Annotated in this window: 16 protein-coding genes; 9 read left to right on the top strand and 7 right to left on the bottom strand. The window is 64.0% G+C overall.

Translation table 11 applies throughout. The features are described 5' to 3' along the window. The first annotated feature begins 3 nt into the window (after window positions 1–3). Window positions 4–1188: a glutathionylspermidine synthase family protein gene (locus tag BBA01S_RS31145; RefSeq protein ID WP_027819866.1), complete on the top strand. Its 1185-nt coding sequence runs from the start codon at window positions 4–6 to the stop codon at window positions 1186–1188. A gap of 51 nt (window positions 1189–1239) precedes the next feature. Beyond that, window positions 1240–1971: a hypothetical protein gene (locus BBA01S_RS31155; RefSeq protein ID WP_156966142.1), complete on the top strand. Its 732-nt coding sequence runs from the start codon at window positions 1240–1242 to the stop codon at window positions 1969–1971. 13 nt (window positions 1972–1984) lie between these two features. On the opposite strand, the gene BBA01S_RS31160 is transcribed toward BBA01S_RS31155, so the two are convergent. The 3 genes from BBA01S_RS31160 to BBA01S_RS31170 form a co-directional block, all read right to left on the bottom strand. Beyond that, window positions 1985–3742, bottom strand: coding sequence for a putative bifunctional diguanylate cyclase/phosphodiesterase (locus tag BBA01S_RS31160; RefSeq protein WP_027819868.1), 1758 nt, complete (start codon window positions 3740–3742; stop codon window positions 1985–1987). A gap of 220 nt (window positions 3743–3962) precedes the next feature. Continuing rightward, window positions 3963–4259: a YciI family protein gene (locus BBA01S_RS31165; RefSeq protein ID WP_027819869.1), complete on the bottom strand. Its 297-nt coding sequence runs from the start codon at window positions 4257–4259 to the stop codon at window positions 3963–3965. Window positions 4260–4268: 9 nt separating this feature from the next. Then, window positions 4269–4889, bottom strand: a complete 621-nt coding sequence (locus tag BBA01S_RS31170; RefSeq protein WP_027819870.1) for an NUDIX domain-containing protein — start codon at window positions 4887–4889, stop codon at window positions 4269–4271. Window positions 4890–4996: 107 nt separating this feature from the next. Between BBA01S_RS31170 and BBA01S_RS31175 the strand changes: the two genes are divergently transcribed. After that, the gene (locus BBA01S_RS31175; RefSeq protein WP_027819871.1) at window positions 4997–5752 is read left to right on the top strand and encodes a DeoR/GlpR family DNA-binding transcription regulator; all 756 of its coding nucleotides are present in this window, start codon (window positions 4997–4999) and stop codon (window positions 5750–5752) included. 47 nt (window positions 5753–5799) lie between these two features. Here BBA01S_RS31175 and BBA01S_RS31180 read toward each other — a convergent pair whose 3' ends face one another. Together BBA01S_RS31180 and BBA01S_RS31185 are read right to left on the bottom strand one after the other, a co-directional pair. Continuing rightward, the gene (locus BBA01S_RS31180; RefSeq protein WP_027819872.1) at window positions 5800–6708 is read right to left on the bottom strand and encodes a SphA family protein; all 909 of its coding nucleotides are present in this window, start codon (window positions 6706–6708) and stop codon (window positions 5800–5802) included. A 264-nt stretch (window positions 6709–6972) separates the two neighbouring features. Continuing rightward, window positions 6973–7896 carry a LysR family transcriptional regulator gene (locus BBA01S_RS31185; protein WP_027819873.1) on the bottom strand — a complete coding sequence of 308 codons (924 nt, stop codon included), beginning with the start codon at window positions 7894–7896 and terminating at the stop codon, window positions 6973–6975. A 118-nt stretch (window positions 7897–8014) separates the two neighbouring features. Here BBA01S_RS31185 and BBA01S_RS31190 point away from each other — a divergent pair, with 118 nt between their 5' ends. The 6 genes from BBA01S_RS31190 to BBA01S_RS31215 all read left to right on the top strand — a co-directional run bounded on the left by BBA01S_RS31190 (window position 8015) and on the right by BBA01S_RS31215 (window position 13690). After that, complete coding sequence (locus tag BBA01S_RS31190) at window positions 8015–8905, top strand: intradiol ring-cleavage dioxygenase (protein WP_027819874.1); 891 nt, start codon at window positions 8015–8017, stop codon at window positions 8903–8905. Beyond that, window positions 8902–9204, top strand: a complete 303-nt coding sequence (locus BBA01S_RS31195) for a Dabb family protein (RefSeq protein ID WP_027819875.1) — start codon at window positions 8902–8904, stop codon at window positions 9202–9204. The genes BBA01S_RS31190 and BBA01S_RS31195 overlap by 4 nt, the downstream gene beginning before the upstream one ends. 14 nt (window positions 9205–9218) lie before the next feature. Continuing rightward, a complete protein-coding gene (locus tag BBA01S_RS31200) occupies window positions 9219–10283 on the top strand; it encodes a maleylacetate reductase (RefSeq protein WP_027819876.1) in 1065 nt (354 codons plus the stop codon). Window positions 10284–10349: 66 nt separating this feature from the next. Next, a complete protein-coding gene (gene mhpA, locus BBA01S_RS43545) occupies window positions 10350–12032 on the top strand; it encodes a bifunctional 3-(3-hydroxy-phenyl)propionate/3-hydroxycinnamic acid hydroxylase MhpA (RefSeq protein ID WP_218004268.1) in 1683 nt (560 codons plus the stop codon). Continuing rightward, complete coding sequence (locus BBA01S_RS31210; RefSeq protein WP_027819877.1) at window positions 12029–13090, top strand: alpha/beta hydrolase family protein; 1062 nt, start codon at window positions 12029–12031, stop codon at window positions 13088–13090. The genes mhpA and BBA01S_RS31210 overlap by 4 nt, the downstream gene beginning before the upstream one ends. Window positions 13091–13483: 393 nt before the next feature. Then, on the top strand, window positions 13484–13690 hold the full coding sequence (locus tag BBA01S_RS31215; RefSeq protein ID WP_027819878.1) for a DUF1059 domain-containing protein: 207 nt from the start codon (window positions 13484–13486) through the stop codon (window positions 13688–13690). 168 nt (window positions 13691–13858) lie between these two features. Here BBA01S_RS31215 and BBA01S_RS31220 read toward each other — a convergent pair whose 3' ends face one another. Together BBA01S_RS31220 and BBA01S_RS31225 are read right to left on the bottom strand one after the other, a co-directional pair. Next, window positions 13859–14326 carry a hypothetical protein gene (locus tag BBA01S_RS31220; protein ID WP_027819879.1) on the bottom strand — a complete coding sequence of 156 codons (468 nt, stop codon included), beginning with the start codon at window positions 14324–14326 and terminating at the stop codon, window positions 13859–13861. 214 nt (window positions 14327–14540) lie between these two features. Beyond that, window positions 14541–15044, bottom strand: coding sequence for a hypothetical protein (locus tag BBA01S_RS31225; RefSeq protein WP_027819880.1), 504 nt, complete (start codon window positions 15042–15044; stop codon window positions 14541–14543). Window positions 15045–15210 lie beyond the last annotated feature (166 nt).

The following is a 15210-nucleotide window of genomic DNA, read 5'->3' on the forward strand; positions in this document are numbered from 1 at the left end:
CTCATGCAACGAACCCGACAAATCCCGCGACGCGGCTGGCCGGCCCGGCTCGAATCCATTGGCTTTCACTTCCATTCGCTCGACGAGCATGATGTCCCGCAACCCGTCGATGACCACACCTTCGTCTATTGGCGCGAGGACGTGGCTTATCGCTTCAGCGAGCAGGAAGTCGAACGTGTCTACGCCGCGGCGCTGGAGTTGAACCAGCGTTGCCTGGACGCCGTGGAACATGTCATCACGAAGCGCGACTTCGCGCGGCTGGGCATTTCCGCGCCCATGGGCGAGTGGATCACGCGCTCATGGGAGCGCGACGATCCCACGCTCTACGGCCGCTTTGACTTTACGTTCGACGCGCTGGGCGTGCCGAAGATGTTCGAGTACAACGCCGACACGCCCACCTCGATCATCGAGGCAAGTCTCGCGCAGTGGTTCTGGAAAGAGGACGTGCGCCCCGAAGCCGATCAGTTCAATAGCCTGCACGAAGCGCTGATCGAGCGCTGGCGTCTGTTGCGCGAGCACTATCGGCATGTGGAGTTGCTGCACTTCGCCTGCATGTTCGACAGCCAGGAAGATGTGTGCAACGTCGAATATCTGATGGATACCGCGGTGCAGGCGGGCTGGTCTGTGAAGCTGATGGCGATGCCCGATATCGGCAACGACGGCTGCGGGCAGTTCATCGACCTCGAAGGCCGCGTGATCGAGCTGATGTTCAAGCTCTATCCGTGGGAGTGGATGGCGAATTCCGATTACGCCGCGGAGCTGCTCAAGGATCGCTGCGCGTGGGTCGAACCGCCCTGGAAAATGATCCTGTCGAACAAGGGCATCTTGCCGATCCTTTGGGAACTGTTCCCGGGCCATCCGAACCTGCTTGAAACGACCTTCGATCCGGCGCGTTTCGCTGGTGTTCCGCATGCAAAAAAGCCGCTGCTGTCGCGCGAAGGCGCCAACGTCACGCTCACGACGCCAGACGGCGTGATCGAACGCGGCGGCCAATATGGCGAGGAAGGTTTTGTCTACCAGGCGTATATGCCGTGCCCGCGCTTCTGGACGGCCGAAGGCGAGCGCTTCGTGACGCTGGGCGCCTGGATCGTCGACGATGCGCCGGCGGGGATGTGCGTGCGAGAGCAATCGGCGCTGATCGCGTCGAATACCTCGTGGTTCGTGCCGCATTACTTCACGGCCGAATGAAGAAGCCGATTAAAGAAGCCGAACAAGAAACATCAGAAACTGGAACGAACGATGAGCAAGGTGGGGCAGAAAAAATCGAGTGCCGCGAAGGGGGCGAATAGCGCGTCACGCCAGTCGGGTGCGCCGCAACGTGTCAGCAGCGCACGCGTCGCCGCGTCGGCCAGGAAACCGCGCGCACCCAAACTCATGCTGATTGGCGTGGGCAGCGCGATTGCGCTGGGCGTCATGATTCATAGCTGCTCGGATTCCGACGACGACAACGCCGTGGATGTCGAACGCGTGAAATACGATTCGCTGGCCGCGTGTCTCGCAGACTGGAATCAGCCTTCGGATTGCGGCTACGTGTGCGATGCGCCCGGCGCAAAAGATCCTTCCGATACTGGGGCGGTGACAGGCGTCGCCGCTTCGGCGACCATCGACAGCGGCACGGCGCTGCCTCAATTGCACGAATGCACGACTACGGCTTCGACGGTAGACAACGCGAGCAGCACAGGATCAAGCGGCGGCCATCCCTCCTTTTTTGCGTACACGGGCCACTGGTATGGGCCGTATTACACGCGCGGCGGCACCGTCTATCACGCCAACGGCACGCAAACCGAGGACGCACCGCGCGGCCCGTTGCATGGTTCGATATCCTCACTGACGATGCGATCCAGTTCGCTCGGTTCGGGCAGCTCGGTATTCCGGCGCTCGCCGTCATCGGTGTCGATAAGCGAAGGTCGCGCGATTTCACGCGGCGGCTTCACGTCGAGCCACAGCGGCGGCGGCTCGCGCGGCGGCTAGGCCTGCCGCGTATTCAAGCCTCGCAAGTCCCGCCCGCCAGCAGGAACGGCACCGGCGCAAGCAGCGTGCGCAAGGCCTGCAGCGTAATGGGCCGCGAAAACCAGAACCCTTGCGCCTCGTCGCAACCCAGCTCGCGCAGACGCTCGGCTTGCGCAGCGGTCTCGATGCCTTCAGCCGTCACCTTCATCTCCAGCGCGTGCGCCATCGAAATGATCGCGCCCACCAGCGCCTCGCTGCGCGGGTCGCTCGCCATCTTCGCGACGAACGAGCGGTCGATCTTGAGGCGATTGAGCGGCAGGCTAGCGAGCCACGCGAGATTCGAATAGCCCGTGCCGAAGTCGTCCACCGCCACCTCGATGCCCAGCGCGCGTAGGGCGTGCAGCGTGCGCACGGTGCGTCCCGCATCGGCGAACAGCATGCTTTCGGTAATTTCGATTTCGAGCTGTTCGGGCGCGAGTGCGGCGCGCTCCAGGGCGGCCTCGACCTGCGCGGCGAACTGTGGATTGGTGAACTGTTGCGGCGAAACGTTCACGGCCACCTTCGGCAGCGTGCGCGCGAGGCGCTGTAACTGGCCGGTTTCGCGGCAGGCCGTCTCCATGACCCATGCGCCGATGGCGTCGATCAGCGCGGCTTCCTCCGCGATCGGGATGAATTCGCCGGGGCTCACGAGTCCATGCACGGGATGGCGCCAGCGCAGCAGCGCTTCGGACTGCACGATCGCGCCGGTTTGCAGCGATACGCGCGGTTGATAGAGCAGAAATAGTTCGCGTCCGTCGATGGCGTGGCGCAACGCATTTTCCAGCTCCAGCTGGCGCGTGGCGCGCTGCTCCTGCGCGCGCACGAAGCGGCACACCTGGCCGCGTCCTGCGCGGCGCGCTTCGGAGACGGCCACGCCCGCGCGGCGCACGAGCGTGGCGGCGTCGTCGCCATCGGCGGGATGGCGCGCGGTGCCGACGTTCAGGTTCACCCGCGCGTTGCGCCTGCCTTGCGCGCGCGCTTCGTGCGGCGTCTGCATTGGGCCAGGTGCGGGGTCGTCGCCTTGCGCGAACGCTTCGACGAGGTCTTGCGCGGCCTGCGAGGCATCGTCGCCGCGTCCCGGCAGCGCCAGCGCGAACTGGTCGCCGCCAATGAAGCCCATCGGCACGTCGCCGCATTGCGCGTGGGCGAGGCGGCGTAGCCGCGCGCCCGCATATTCGAGCGCGAGATCGGCGCCTTCTGGGCCGAGCGCCTCGCGCGTCTTCTGCAGGTCGTCGATTTCGATGACCAGCACCGTGAGCGGCTCGCCGCTGCGGCGGCTGCGCGCCAGCGAAAGATCGAGCCGTTCGAGGAACAGCTCGCGATTGGGCAGGCGCGTCGCGCTGTCGTGATTGGAGACGTACCAGAGCCGCGCTTCGGCGTGCGCGTGCCGCGTGGTGTCCACGGCGATGCCGATGTAGTGGCCCGCGTAGTGTTCCTCCAGCGCGCCCGTGAGCGGCGCCATCGCGAGCGAAACCGGCACGCGCGTGCCGTTGCGCCGCACATAGGCCCACTCGCCGCGAAACTGCGCAAGCGCGCCCGCGCTGGTGGCGGGCAACGGCCCGACGCGCCGCACGACTTCCGCGGGATCGTGCAGCGCGAGAAACTTGCGCTGGCCGATCAAGTCCTGCTCGCGGTAGCCCGTCAGTTGCTCATAGGCCGCGTTGACGCGCGCGAAAACGCCGTCGGGACGGCACAGGAAGGCGCCAAACGGCGCGGCGAGAAAGGCCGATTCATAGACGCTGGGCGTGCTCATCGAAGTCCTGTGCGCGAGGCATGGCGAAGCCGCGCGCCGCCGGGCGTAGCGGCGCGTGACGCCTTGTCGTTATAGCCAGCGACGAAGCAGGAGCCATGCCATATCCGATGCGCGCGCAACGGACTTGAAAGACTGCGTAAGAGAACGCGCGTAACGTAACGCGCGTCAGGCGTGCAGTGTGGGCGTTACGTTACGCGCCGCGCGGCCTGTTCCGGCGTGCTCACTGGGCCTCGGGCCGCGGCAGGTTGAGGCCTGGCGCGAGGCGCGTGGCCTTGAATTCCGTGACGGTGTAGGCGGCGAGTCCCTGCTGCGCGAACGGGTCGCTCGCGAGGATCGCATCGAGGCGCGTGCGTTCCATGTTCGACGCGACGATCACGCCGCCATCGCGCGGTACGGTCGGCCCTGCCGCGATGAACAGCCCGGCGGCGAACTGCGCGTCGAGAAACGCGCGATGCGCGGGCAGGGCGTCGTCGATACGTTCGAGCGATGCGGTATAGGTCAGCGAAACGATGTACATGTGAAATCCCTAAGCAGAAGCTGGCGACGATTGTAGCGGCGCACCTGCGGCCAGCGACTGCAACGCCGCGTACTGCAGCAACATGATGGTCTTGCCATCGACGATCTCGCCGCGCTCGATGGCCGCCAGCGCGTCGCGCAAGGGCATCTCGATCACTTCGAGGTCTTCGCCTTCCTCCGCGATGCCGCCGCCCTTGCCGATGCGCGTGGAGGCGTCGTATTCGCCCAGATAGAAGTAGAGCTTCTCCGTCACCGAACCCGGGCTCATGAACGCCTCGAACACCTTGCGCAGGTTGCGCACGCGGTAGCCGGTTTCCTCCTCGACTTCGGCGCGGATGCGCGCTTCGGGCGAAGCCTGGTCGAGCAGGCCGGCGGCGGCCTCGATCAGCATGCCGTCGTGGCCGTTGACGAAGGCGGGCATGCGGAACTGGCGCGTGAGCACGACGTTGCCGGTGGCGGGATTGTGCAGCAGGATCGTCGCGCCGTTGCCGCGATCGTAGGTTTCGCGGCTTTGCCGCTGCCAGCTGCCGTCGCGGCGCAGGTAGTCGAAGGTGACCTTGCGTAGCACGTACCAGTTGTCTGAAAGGACGGTGGTATCGACGATGCGAACGCGTTCCTGGGTGGTGATCACGGGCGTCTCCAGAAGAAGGGGAATGGCGGTGATCGACATTCCGACCGGCAGATGGTAACGTGCAAACTCGTGCAGTTTCAAGAAAATTCGTGCAAACCGTTCAAGCCATGCTCACAAGCCAAAGAAAGAAAGCGATTCTCGATGCCCTGGAGCGCGACGGCCAGGTGCTGGCCAACGACCTGAGCGCGGCGTTCGGCGTATCGGAGGACACGGTGCGGCGCGACCTGCGCGAACTGGCGGCCGAAGGGCGTCTGCAACGCGTGCATGGCGGCGCGTTGCCCGCATCGCCCGCCGTCGCGCCGCTCGCTGCGCGCGAGGACATGGACGTGGCCGCGAAACAGCGCGTCGCGCGCAAGGCGGCGTCCATGATCGAGCCGGGACAGGTGGTGATCGTCGATGGCGGGACGACCAGCGCGTTGCTGGCGCAGTGTCTCGCGCCTGACCTGGTCGCGACCATCGTTACGCACAGCCCGAGCATCGCCGTGGCGCTCGCCTCGCACCCTCACGTCGAAGTCGTGCTGATCGGCGGGCGGCTTTACAAGCATTCGGTGGTGAGCGTGGGCGCGGCCGCCGTCGAGGCCATGTCCCACATTCACGCCGACCTCTATTTCATGGGCGTCACCGGCGTGCACGCGACAGCGGGCCTGAGCACCGGCGATTATGAGGAAGCCTATGTAAAGCGCGCGCTGGCGGCGCGTGCGGCGGAGACGGTGGTGCTCGCGTGCGCGTCGAAGCTCAACGCGGCGTCGCCATTTCGCATCGGCGGGCTGGAGCTTGCGCAAACGCTCGTGGTCGAGGCGAGTGCGTCCGCGAAACTCACGCGCCCGCTCGAAGAGGCCGGGTTGACGGTGGTTAAGGCCTGATGGCGGGCGACGAGAAGGCAAGCACCGTGGGCCGCCTTCTTGTCCGCCTATATCGGGAAGCTGAACTGAACCCAGAGTTTGTCGCCCTGCGGCCGATTGCGCACCGCGAATTCATGCTGGTACTTCACGACGACGCCCGACGCAGGCCCCCACATGTAGCGCAGTTGCGGCCCGAGTGCGACGGTCTGGGCGCGGAATCCGTCGGTGCCCACCTCGACGCCGTTCTGCGTGTCGTCGGTGAACTGCTTGAGAAGCGTGCCTTGCAAGCCAAGCTGCAGGCGATTGTTGACCGAATAGCCAATCAGGTAATCGAGCATGGCAACCGTACCCGAGTGGTAATGAGTTGCGTGGTTCGGCGAGTTCATTTCCAGCAGGGTCGTCGTCGATATTTCCAGGTCGGGACGCGGAAACCACGTCACGCTCGCGTAGGGCAAAAAGGCATACGTGTTGAGCCCCGTATTCGCAATGCGGTTGACCGAATAAGAGCCGGTCGGTACCGCGAATGAAGGCGAGAAAAACGCAAACAGCGTTTTAGACGGATTGGCGTAACCCAGCATCAGGGGTTCGAGAATCACGTCGCCGGGCGATGCCCGGTTGCCAGTCCCGCCCGGTGTCGAAAGATGCGTGTACAAAAGCGGCACGATCGCGCTGCTCGAAAGCGTGAACGGCCCCAGCGTCTCGCCCCATGTATGCACGACCCGCGGCGTTTCTGCTACCACAGTCAGGTGGAAGCCCGGAACGGCGCTGGAGCCGTTGGATCCCGCGAACTTGCTGGATGAATAGTAAAGCGAATAGTTGAAATACTGCGTGCTTCCCGGTGGCGGCAACATGCCGTTTAAAACCGTATTGACGCCAAATGGATAACTGACCTGCCCGTTCTCGGTCGCATGAACGGGAAATGAAATCGCGGACGCGATCATGCCTGCGCCAAGCAGGCGCAAATAGATGGACTTCATGCCGTCTCCAAGCCTCGTAATAGTTCGTTGTACTTTGTGTCTCTCGCCGCACATTGCCGTGCGGTGGTGTTGATTGCAGCGAAGCTGCTGCCCTATGCGTTCGAGGCAGACGCAATGTAGAACGAGCGCGCCTGGAGAAAAAGGCGTCCCTGGGGAGAACAGTTCTACGCGAGGCGGAGAAATATGCCGGGGCGCCTCGCGGGAGGCGGCCAGCGTGTGACGGACAGGAGAGCGGAAGCCGTGGAGGCGTTCAACGCACCACGTTCAAGGCGCGATTTCGTTCCACCGGCGCGCAAGGCCGAGCCGTTCGAAGCGCTCGATCAGGAATTCCGTGAAGACGCGAATCTTCGCCGGCTGATGGCGGCGGCTTTGATACGCGATATTGATGGTGAGCGCCGGCAGCTTCCAGTCGGTGAGCACGGGCACCAGCTTGCCGGCGACGATGTCGCCGTGAATGATGTACAGCGGCTGGATCAGGATGCCGAGATCGGCAAGCGCCGCCGCGCGGATCACTTGTCCCTCGTTTGCGTCGAGCACGCTCTTGATGGAGACCGACTGGCATTTCGCGCCGCGCTGGAAATGCAGCACGTACGGATCGTTGGCGAGGTTGTACACCAGCATGTCGTGCCCGGCCAGCGCGTCCGGCGTCGTGGGCGTTCCGCGCCTGGCCAGATAGGCGGGCGTGGCGGCCAGCACGCGCCGCGTCTCGGCGAGCTTGCGAACAGTGATGCCGGAGTCGGCCTCGTGCTCGCGCGTGCGGATCGCCACGTCGATGCCCGCTTCGATGAAGTCGGGATAGCGATTGGCCGCGATGATCTGCACGTTCACGTTGGGATAGCGCTGATGGAATTCGCGCAGCGCGGGCGCGATGTAAATCGACGCGAACGAAACCGAAGCGGTTACGCGCAGTGTGCCGGTCGGATTCACGGTTGCCTCGCTGACTGCCGCGTCGGCTTCGGTCAGCTCGGCCATGATGGCAGTGCACCGCCGGTGATATTCGTGCCCGGCGTCGGTCAGCCACAAGCGGCGCGTGGTGCGTTCAATCAAGCGCGCGGACAGGCGCTCCTCAAGCGCATTCAGGCAGCGGCTGGCCGCGGCGCTCGACATCCCGAGCCGCTCGGCGGCCTTCGAAAGACTGCCCAACTCGGCTACCTGCACAAAAAATTCGATCTGCGCCCACTTGTCCATCTATTCGATTTCTCCATCCAGCGGAAAACAAAACTCCGCGAAACCCTATTTTTTCCTTCTCAGGAAGTAATTAATCTTACTCCTACGATCCATTAAATGGCATCCGGAGACAACCGACGTGCGCAACATTAACGAAGACACCATCACCCAGGCCGTGATCGCCGCGATGATGGACTGCAGGAACCCGCGGCTGCTGACCGTCATGACCAGCCTCGTGCAGCACCTGCACTCCTTCGCCCGCGAGGTCAACCTGACCGAGGCGGAATGGGAAACGGCGATCCGCTTCCTGACCGAGACGGGCCACATCACCGACGACAAGCGGCAGGAATTCATCCTTTTGTCCGACACGCTGGGCCTGTCGACCCTCGTGACCGCGCAGAACAACGCCAAGCCGGCGGCATGCACCGAATCGACGGTATTCGGCCCTTTCTTTGTCGAAGGCGCACCCGAATTGCCGCTCGGATCCGACATTGCCAATGGCGCGTGCGGCGAGCCCTGTTTCGTCAGCGCCCGGGTGCGCGGACTCGACGGACAACCCGTGGCCGGTGCTTGCATGGACGTCTGGCAATCGGACGACGAGGGTCACTACGACGTGCAGATTCCCTGTGCTTCCGGTGAACACACGCATCGTGCGCGAGCGCGTTTTCATACGGATGCGCAAGGGCGCGTCCACTTCCGCTCCATTGTGGCCGTGCCGTATCCGATCCCGCACGATGGGCCGGTGGGGCGCATGCTCGAAGCGCTGGGGCGGCATCCCTGGCGGCCCGCGCACCTGCATTTCATGATCGTGGCGCCCGGCTACGAGCGTCTGATCACGCATGTCTTTCGCGATGGCGGCCCCTATCTCGACTCGGACGCGGTGTTCGGCGTGCGATCGACGCTGGTTGCCGACTGGGTGCGCCACGAAGCGGGTGCCGCGCCGGACGGTACGCACTCCGAAGTGCCGTTCTACACGCTCGATTACGACTTCGTGCTGAACCCGGCCGCCGTGGGCGAGGTGCAGGCGTGATCCGGCATATCGTCATGTGGCGTCTCGCGGGTGAATCGGCGGACGAACAGCGCCACGCACGCGAGCGCGTCAAAGCGGCGTTCGAGTCGCTGCGCGGTCGGATCCCCGGTTTGCAGGAGATTGAAATCGGTTGCGACCTGAGCGCGGCGGACTATGCCTGCGATGTCGTGCTGGTCGCCGATTTCGAGTCGCAGCACGCCCTCGATAGCTACGCGACGCATCCTGAACACCTGCGCGTGCGCGAGGAACTGGCGGCGCTGCGCATCGCGCGCCACCAGGTCGATTACCTGCGTCACTGAGTCCGGAGCATTTCATGCCGAACCCATTTGTCTATCAAGCCCAGCCAGGCCGAGTCGTGTTCGGCGCTGGCGCCCTGCAACAACTCGAAGCCGAACTGGACGCACTGGGCGCCCGGCGCGCCATCGTGCTCTCCACGCCGGAGCAGCGCCCGGGCGCTGAAGCAATCGCCCAGCGCTTGGGTGAGCGCTCGGCTGGCGTATTCGACCGTGCGGTCATGCACGTGCCCATCGAGACCGCCCGCGAGGCCCGCGAAGTGGCGCGCGAGCGCGGCGCCGACTGCGCCATTGCCCTTGGCGGCGGATCCACGATCGGACTGGGCAAGGCCATCGCGCTGGACAGCGGCCTGCCGATCCTGGCCGTGCCGACTACATACTCCGGCAGCGAAATGACGCCGATCTACGGCATCACGCAGAACGGCGAGAAACGCACCGGCGCCGATGCGCGCGTACTGCCCCGAACCGTGATCTACGACCCGGAGCTCACGCTCACGCTGCCGGTCGACATCTCCGTGACCAGCGGCATCAACGCCATTGCGCACGCGGCCGAGGGGCTCTACGCGGCCAGCGGCAACCCGATCACGAGCATGATGGCGCTGGAAGGCATCCGTGCGCTGGCCATCGGGCTGCCGGGCATCCACGAGAATCCGCGCGATATCGAAGCACGCGGCTCGGCTCTGTATGGCGCATGGCTGTGCGGTACGGTGCTGGCCCACGGCGGCATGGCGCTGCATCACAAGCTGTGTCACACGCTGGGCGGCAGCTTCAACCTGCCCCATGCGCCGACGCATACCGTCGTGCTGCCGTACGTGCTGGCCTTCAACGCCCCCTTTGCCGAAGACGCCATGCGCCGCATGGCGCAGGCACTGGGAACGCAATACAGCGCCGCTGCGGGCGTGTGGGAGCTGGCCCATCGCAACGGTGCGCCTACCTCGCTGCGGGCACTGGGCATGTCGGAATCCGACCTTGACCGCGCAGCCGATATCGCGACGGAGCGGCCGTACTGGAATCCGCGCCCGCTTGACCGGGCGGCCGTGCGCGCCGTGTTGCAGGCCGCTTTCGACGGTGCCAGGCCAGCCTGAGTCTGGCCGCCCGTTCACGGGACACGCCATTGCGCCTTTCAAAAAATAGCTTAAGGAGACAAGATCATGTCGAATCATCACGACAACCCTGCAGACCACATGCAGGACTTCTATGACGTGGCCATCATCGGCTACGGCCCCACTGGCCTCGTCGCTGCCTCGCAACTGGGGCAGGCCGGTTACCGCGTGGTGGTGGTCGAACGCTGGCCGACCATGTACGGCCTGCCGCGCCTGACGCATATCGATGGCGAGACCGCCCGCATCGTCCAGGCTTGCGGCGACATCGACCAGGCCATGCGCGATTCGCTCCCGCTGCACACCTATCACTACGTCAACGCCGATGGCGAGTTGCTGCTGGAACTAGAGTGGAAGGGCAAGCAATGCGGCTACATCGCGCACAACTCCATCTATCAGCCCGACATCGAGGACGCCATTCACGACCGCGTCGCCACGCTGCCCAATGTCGAGTTGCTGCGCGGCTGGGAAGCCGTGTTCCTCAAGCAGGACGACGAAGGGGCCACGGTGGCGATCCAGCGCACCAACACCGCGAAGGACGGCTCCCAGGCAGGCAAGGACGGACAATGGGCTGAGCCCGCGAAGTCCTTCCGCGCCCGCTACGTTATCGGCGCAGACGGCGCCAACAGCTTCGTGCGCCGCAGCCTGGGCATCGAGCGCAACGACTTCGGCCACAAGCACCGCTGGCTCAATCTCGACTCGGAAAACCTCTCCGAAGCCGCCGAACGATTCAAACTCCTGACTATTTTTTGCGACCCGGCCCGCGGACATATGTACATGCCCATCGGCGACAACCGCACGCGCTTCGAAGTGCGCCTGCTGGACGGCGAAAGCATTGAGGAGTGGGAAGACCCGGCCACGGGCTGGCGCTGGCTGCAGGAGAAGTACGGCGTCGGCCCGCAGGACTTCAAGTTCCTGCGCAACGTGGTCTACACGTTCCAGACCCGCATGGCGGAACGCTGGCGCGAAGGCCATGTGCTGCTGGGCGGAGACGCCGCTCACGCGATGATGCCGTACATGGGCCAGGGCGCCTGCTCCGGCATGCGCGACGGCATCAACCTGGCCTGGAAGCTGGATCTGGTGCTCAGCGGCCGCGCATCGGCGGCGCTGCTCGACAGCTATGAAGCGGAGCGACGCCCGCATGCGCAGAAGATCATGGAGATGTCGCTGTTTCTCGGCCAGGTGACGAACGAGGACGACCTGCAGAAAGCCGCCGCGCGCGATGAGGCTTTCCGCACCCGCTCCATGCCGCCGATGCCGGCTTTCCCGAGGATCGAAAGCGGCGTGGTGCACCGCGAGGCCAATGGCAGCCTGCTCGCCTCCACCGGCGTGCCGGGGCCGCAGTCACGCGTTCGGCGTGGGGATCGCGAAGGCCGGCTCGACGAAGTGGTGGGCCATGGCTTCCTGCTGGTCGCGCACGACGACCCGCTGCCGTTCCTGAACCCTGGCCAGCGCGATTTCCTGGCCCAGCTTGGCTGCCGCATCGTGGTGCTGTCCGATGACGCGAGCGTGCCGGGCGCGGTGAGCGAACTCGATAGCGAGATGTCCGGATTCATGGCGCAGCATGGTATCGGCGCGTACATCGGCCGCCCGGATTTCATCATCTTCGGCTCGGTGGCTAACGTGGGCGAGTTGCCCGCGCTGGTCGATGACCTGCGCCTGAAATTGCAGTGGGTCGACGGCGACCACCGTAACGGGCGTCCCCAACTTTCATTGCAGGAGCGCGCAGCATGACCGTCACCCCATCTTCCGCGACGCTGGCTCACCAGCGCGCGATGTCGATGACGCGGCTGCTTGACTGCGGCATGGAATTCGCCGATGCGCAGGCGCTGTTCCAGCGCACCAGCGCCGGCGAGGAATGGGACGCGGTCGCCGAGTCGCTGGCGCAGGCCCAGCTCGATCGTGCGGCCCACGCTGCGGGTGCGGGCTGTCATGTGACGGCACGCGAGGCGCAGGCGGCTGCGATTGCGGATTTGCTCTTCGCGCAGATGGCGTTCAACCACGACAACGCGCGCAAACGCGCGCTTTACGATCGACTCGTTGGCGCAACGCAGCAGCTATGCGAATGGTCAGAAGGCCGCATGACGCGCGTGGAAGTGCCGTTCGAGCAAAGCCATCTGGTCGGTTGGCTGGTGCGGCCGCGCGCGCGCCAGGCGCTTGGCACGGTGCTGGTGTTTGGTGGCCAGAGCGGCTGGGGCGTGGCCTACCTGCCCATTGCCCGCGCGCTGGCGAAGCGAGGCCTCGCCACGCTGCTGGCCGAAGGGCCGGGGCAGGGCGAGACGCGCATGCGTCAGGGTATTCATGTCGACGTGAACGTGGAAGCCGCGTACAGCCAGTTCATCAGCTTCATCCTGAACGACGCCACGCTGGGGCAGCCGGGGATCTGGGGCAACAGCGTGGGCGGCCTTTGGGCGGCCCGCACCGCCGCGGCCGATTCCCGCATCCGTGCCTGCTGTGTCAACGGAGGTCTGGCGGCGCCGACGCTGCTGCCGTTTCGCACCTTCGCCGAGCAGGCCGCCGCCATGCTCGGCACCGATGACGAGGACGCGATCCGCAGCAATTTCGAGCGTATGAGTTTCCGGCCCGGGCGCGACCGTATTGCATGTCCGCTGCTGGTTCTGCATGGCGGAGCCGATCCGCTCGTGAAACTGGAAGATCAGCAGCCCTTCCTCGACGCAGCGCAAAGCGCAGACGCCAGCTTGAAGGTGTGGGAGGACGGCGAGCACACGATCTATAACCACTCTGCGGAGCGCACCGCTTTCGTGGCGGACTGGTTTGCCCGGTCTATTTAGCCTGCGTCGCTGATCTGCTTGCCGGCGCGGTGACTGATGACTCAACCAGCGAGTTGAGGTCATCGCGACCGGCGATGGGCTTTCGAGCTAACTCGCCCGCTTGTTGTTAGAACATCCAGCGACAGGGCTGTTCTTCGATTTCCTGGCGGATGGGAGACGGGCTCCCGGTTGCCAGGGGTGCAACGTTAAGAGGGAAGTCGGATTCTATTTAAAAAGTTAGAAAACCTGATTTAATAAGTCTGATAAATCGCTGTCTATGACGAAGCATTTAACTATGCTTGTGCAGACGATGCATTGGGAACTTGAGCAATCAGTACGCACGGATCCTATACTTTTTACGCAGATTGCTGATCACTGCGGACACATTCGGTAGAGCCGTCGAGGAGTATCGTCATGACGCGAAAGTACATTGATTGCAGGGAGTTTCCGAGCGAAATGAACTGCTCGGTCGCTATCTCGGCAGATACAGAGAAGGAACTCATGGAAGCCGCAGTGCAGCACGCGGTGAGCGTGCATCATCACACGGATTCTCCCGAGTTGCGTACGCAGCTCAGTAGCCTCTTTCGCGAAGGTTCGCCACCAGCCGAGCACATCAAGTAACGTGTGAGGCCCGGTCTGCGATTTGCTGATTTCGAATCTTGCCGATTCACGGCGATCGTTCGCTGATCGGCACGCAGGGCGGCCTGACAGTGAATGCGAACACGGGCGGCAATCGTTACTCCCGCTTGCCGTCCCGGTTCGATGCCAGGCGTATTCGCGTGACGGTCTTCAGCGCCGTCGTCCCTCACCCATTCCCCCATGTTCAAACGCGCTGTGATGAAAGCCGCGAGAGGGCATCCGTCCTCCGATCCGCTCGTTCCCGATAGGCGAAAAGTGCGCGAAATGATCGAAGTGGTGGAAGTGATGAAGGCGATCCACGAAGACAAAGTTAATTCCCACGCCCAGGAAAATCGGTGGATCCCACCACCATGGGTCGACGTATGTGTACGGGTAGCTTGCGACGGGATACCAAAGTGTCGTTCCGTCAGTATCCCGAACGATCTGCCACGTCCCGTCACTTTGCAGGCACGCCCGGCCCGCGATTTCCTGCATCGCGCCGTCGATCTCCGCGCTCTCGATGACGGCGCGGCAGGTGCCACTGTCCTGCGATGCCCCCTCGTCATAGGCGTACGCCGGAACTGATAAAGCGAGCCCGGCGGTGATGAACAGTGGCGTCGCACGAAGAACCTTGCTCATGATCCGTTGCCGATAAAAGTCCGGCGCCACGACGCCGGCCTGTCGCCGCTGGTAACACCGGGTGTCGCCAGCCGGAATCGCCCTGTGCGAGTGAACGACGGGATTGTCCGCGGCATGGCACAACAGGCTCAACGGGTAAACGGACTGGGAGCGAGGTCTATTCCATGTGGCCAGCAAGGTTCCGCTTCGGCCGCGGGCAGTCAGCAAAACGGGACTAATGCAGTTTTGTGTCCTCGCGCTTCGCGTCGGCCATGGCTTCCGGCTCCAGTTCTTCTGCAGACCGGTTCAGATAAATGAACACGCCCCACGCGGCAAGAAGCACGGCGGTAGAAGCAATCAGCCAGGCGGCATACCGAAGCTGCGACGGATCCTGATGCAGCGCCTTGAACGTGGCAACCAACCCTTCGATGGCAAGCGCGACTACCACCACGACCAGGAAGCGCGACACGAAACGTCGTACTCGCGTTGGCGCGCTCACGTCGGCCTCGCGAATCACTTCTTCCTCGACGATGGTTTCGGCAATCTGCATCGCGACGACGGCGCCAGCAAGCAGCCCCAAGGCTTCAATGATGGATTGCGCGCTGGCCTGGTCCCATTGACTCGCAAAAGTACTCGATCCGATCCGGGCCGCGATCGCAATCAGCATCAGCGCCGCGCAGGTAAAGAGGACAGCCATCAGCCCGTGGACAATCGTAAAGAAGCGCAAAATGAGCTTCATTGATGTGGCTCCTTAGGACTGCAACGGGGCGCTTGACGTCCGGCTTCGCCAGATTCGGAAAGCCATTCATGAATGCGAATTGTAAGGCTTGACTGAATGAGCCTGACAATGCGGTCAAACCCGCGTGTGGCGCATCGCCATCCACAGCCACCGTCTGGCGAATGGC

Source organism: Paraburkholderia bannensis NBRC 103871, assembly GCF_000685015.1.
Classification (GTDB): domain Bacteria; phylum Pseudomonadota; class Gammaproteobacteria; order Burkholderiales; family Burkholderiaceae; genus Paraburkholderia; species Paraburkholderia bannensis.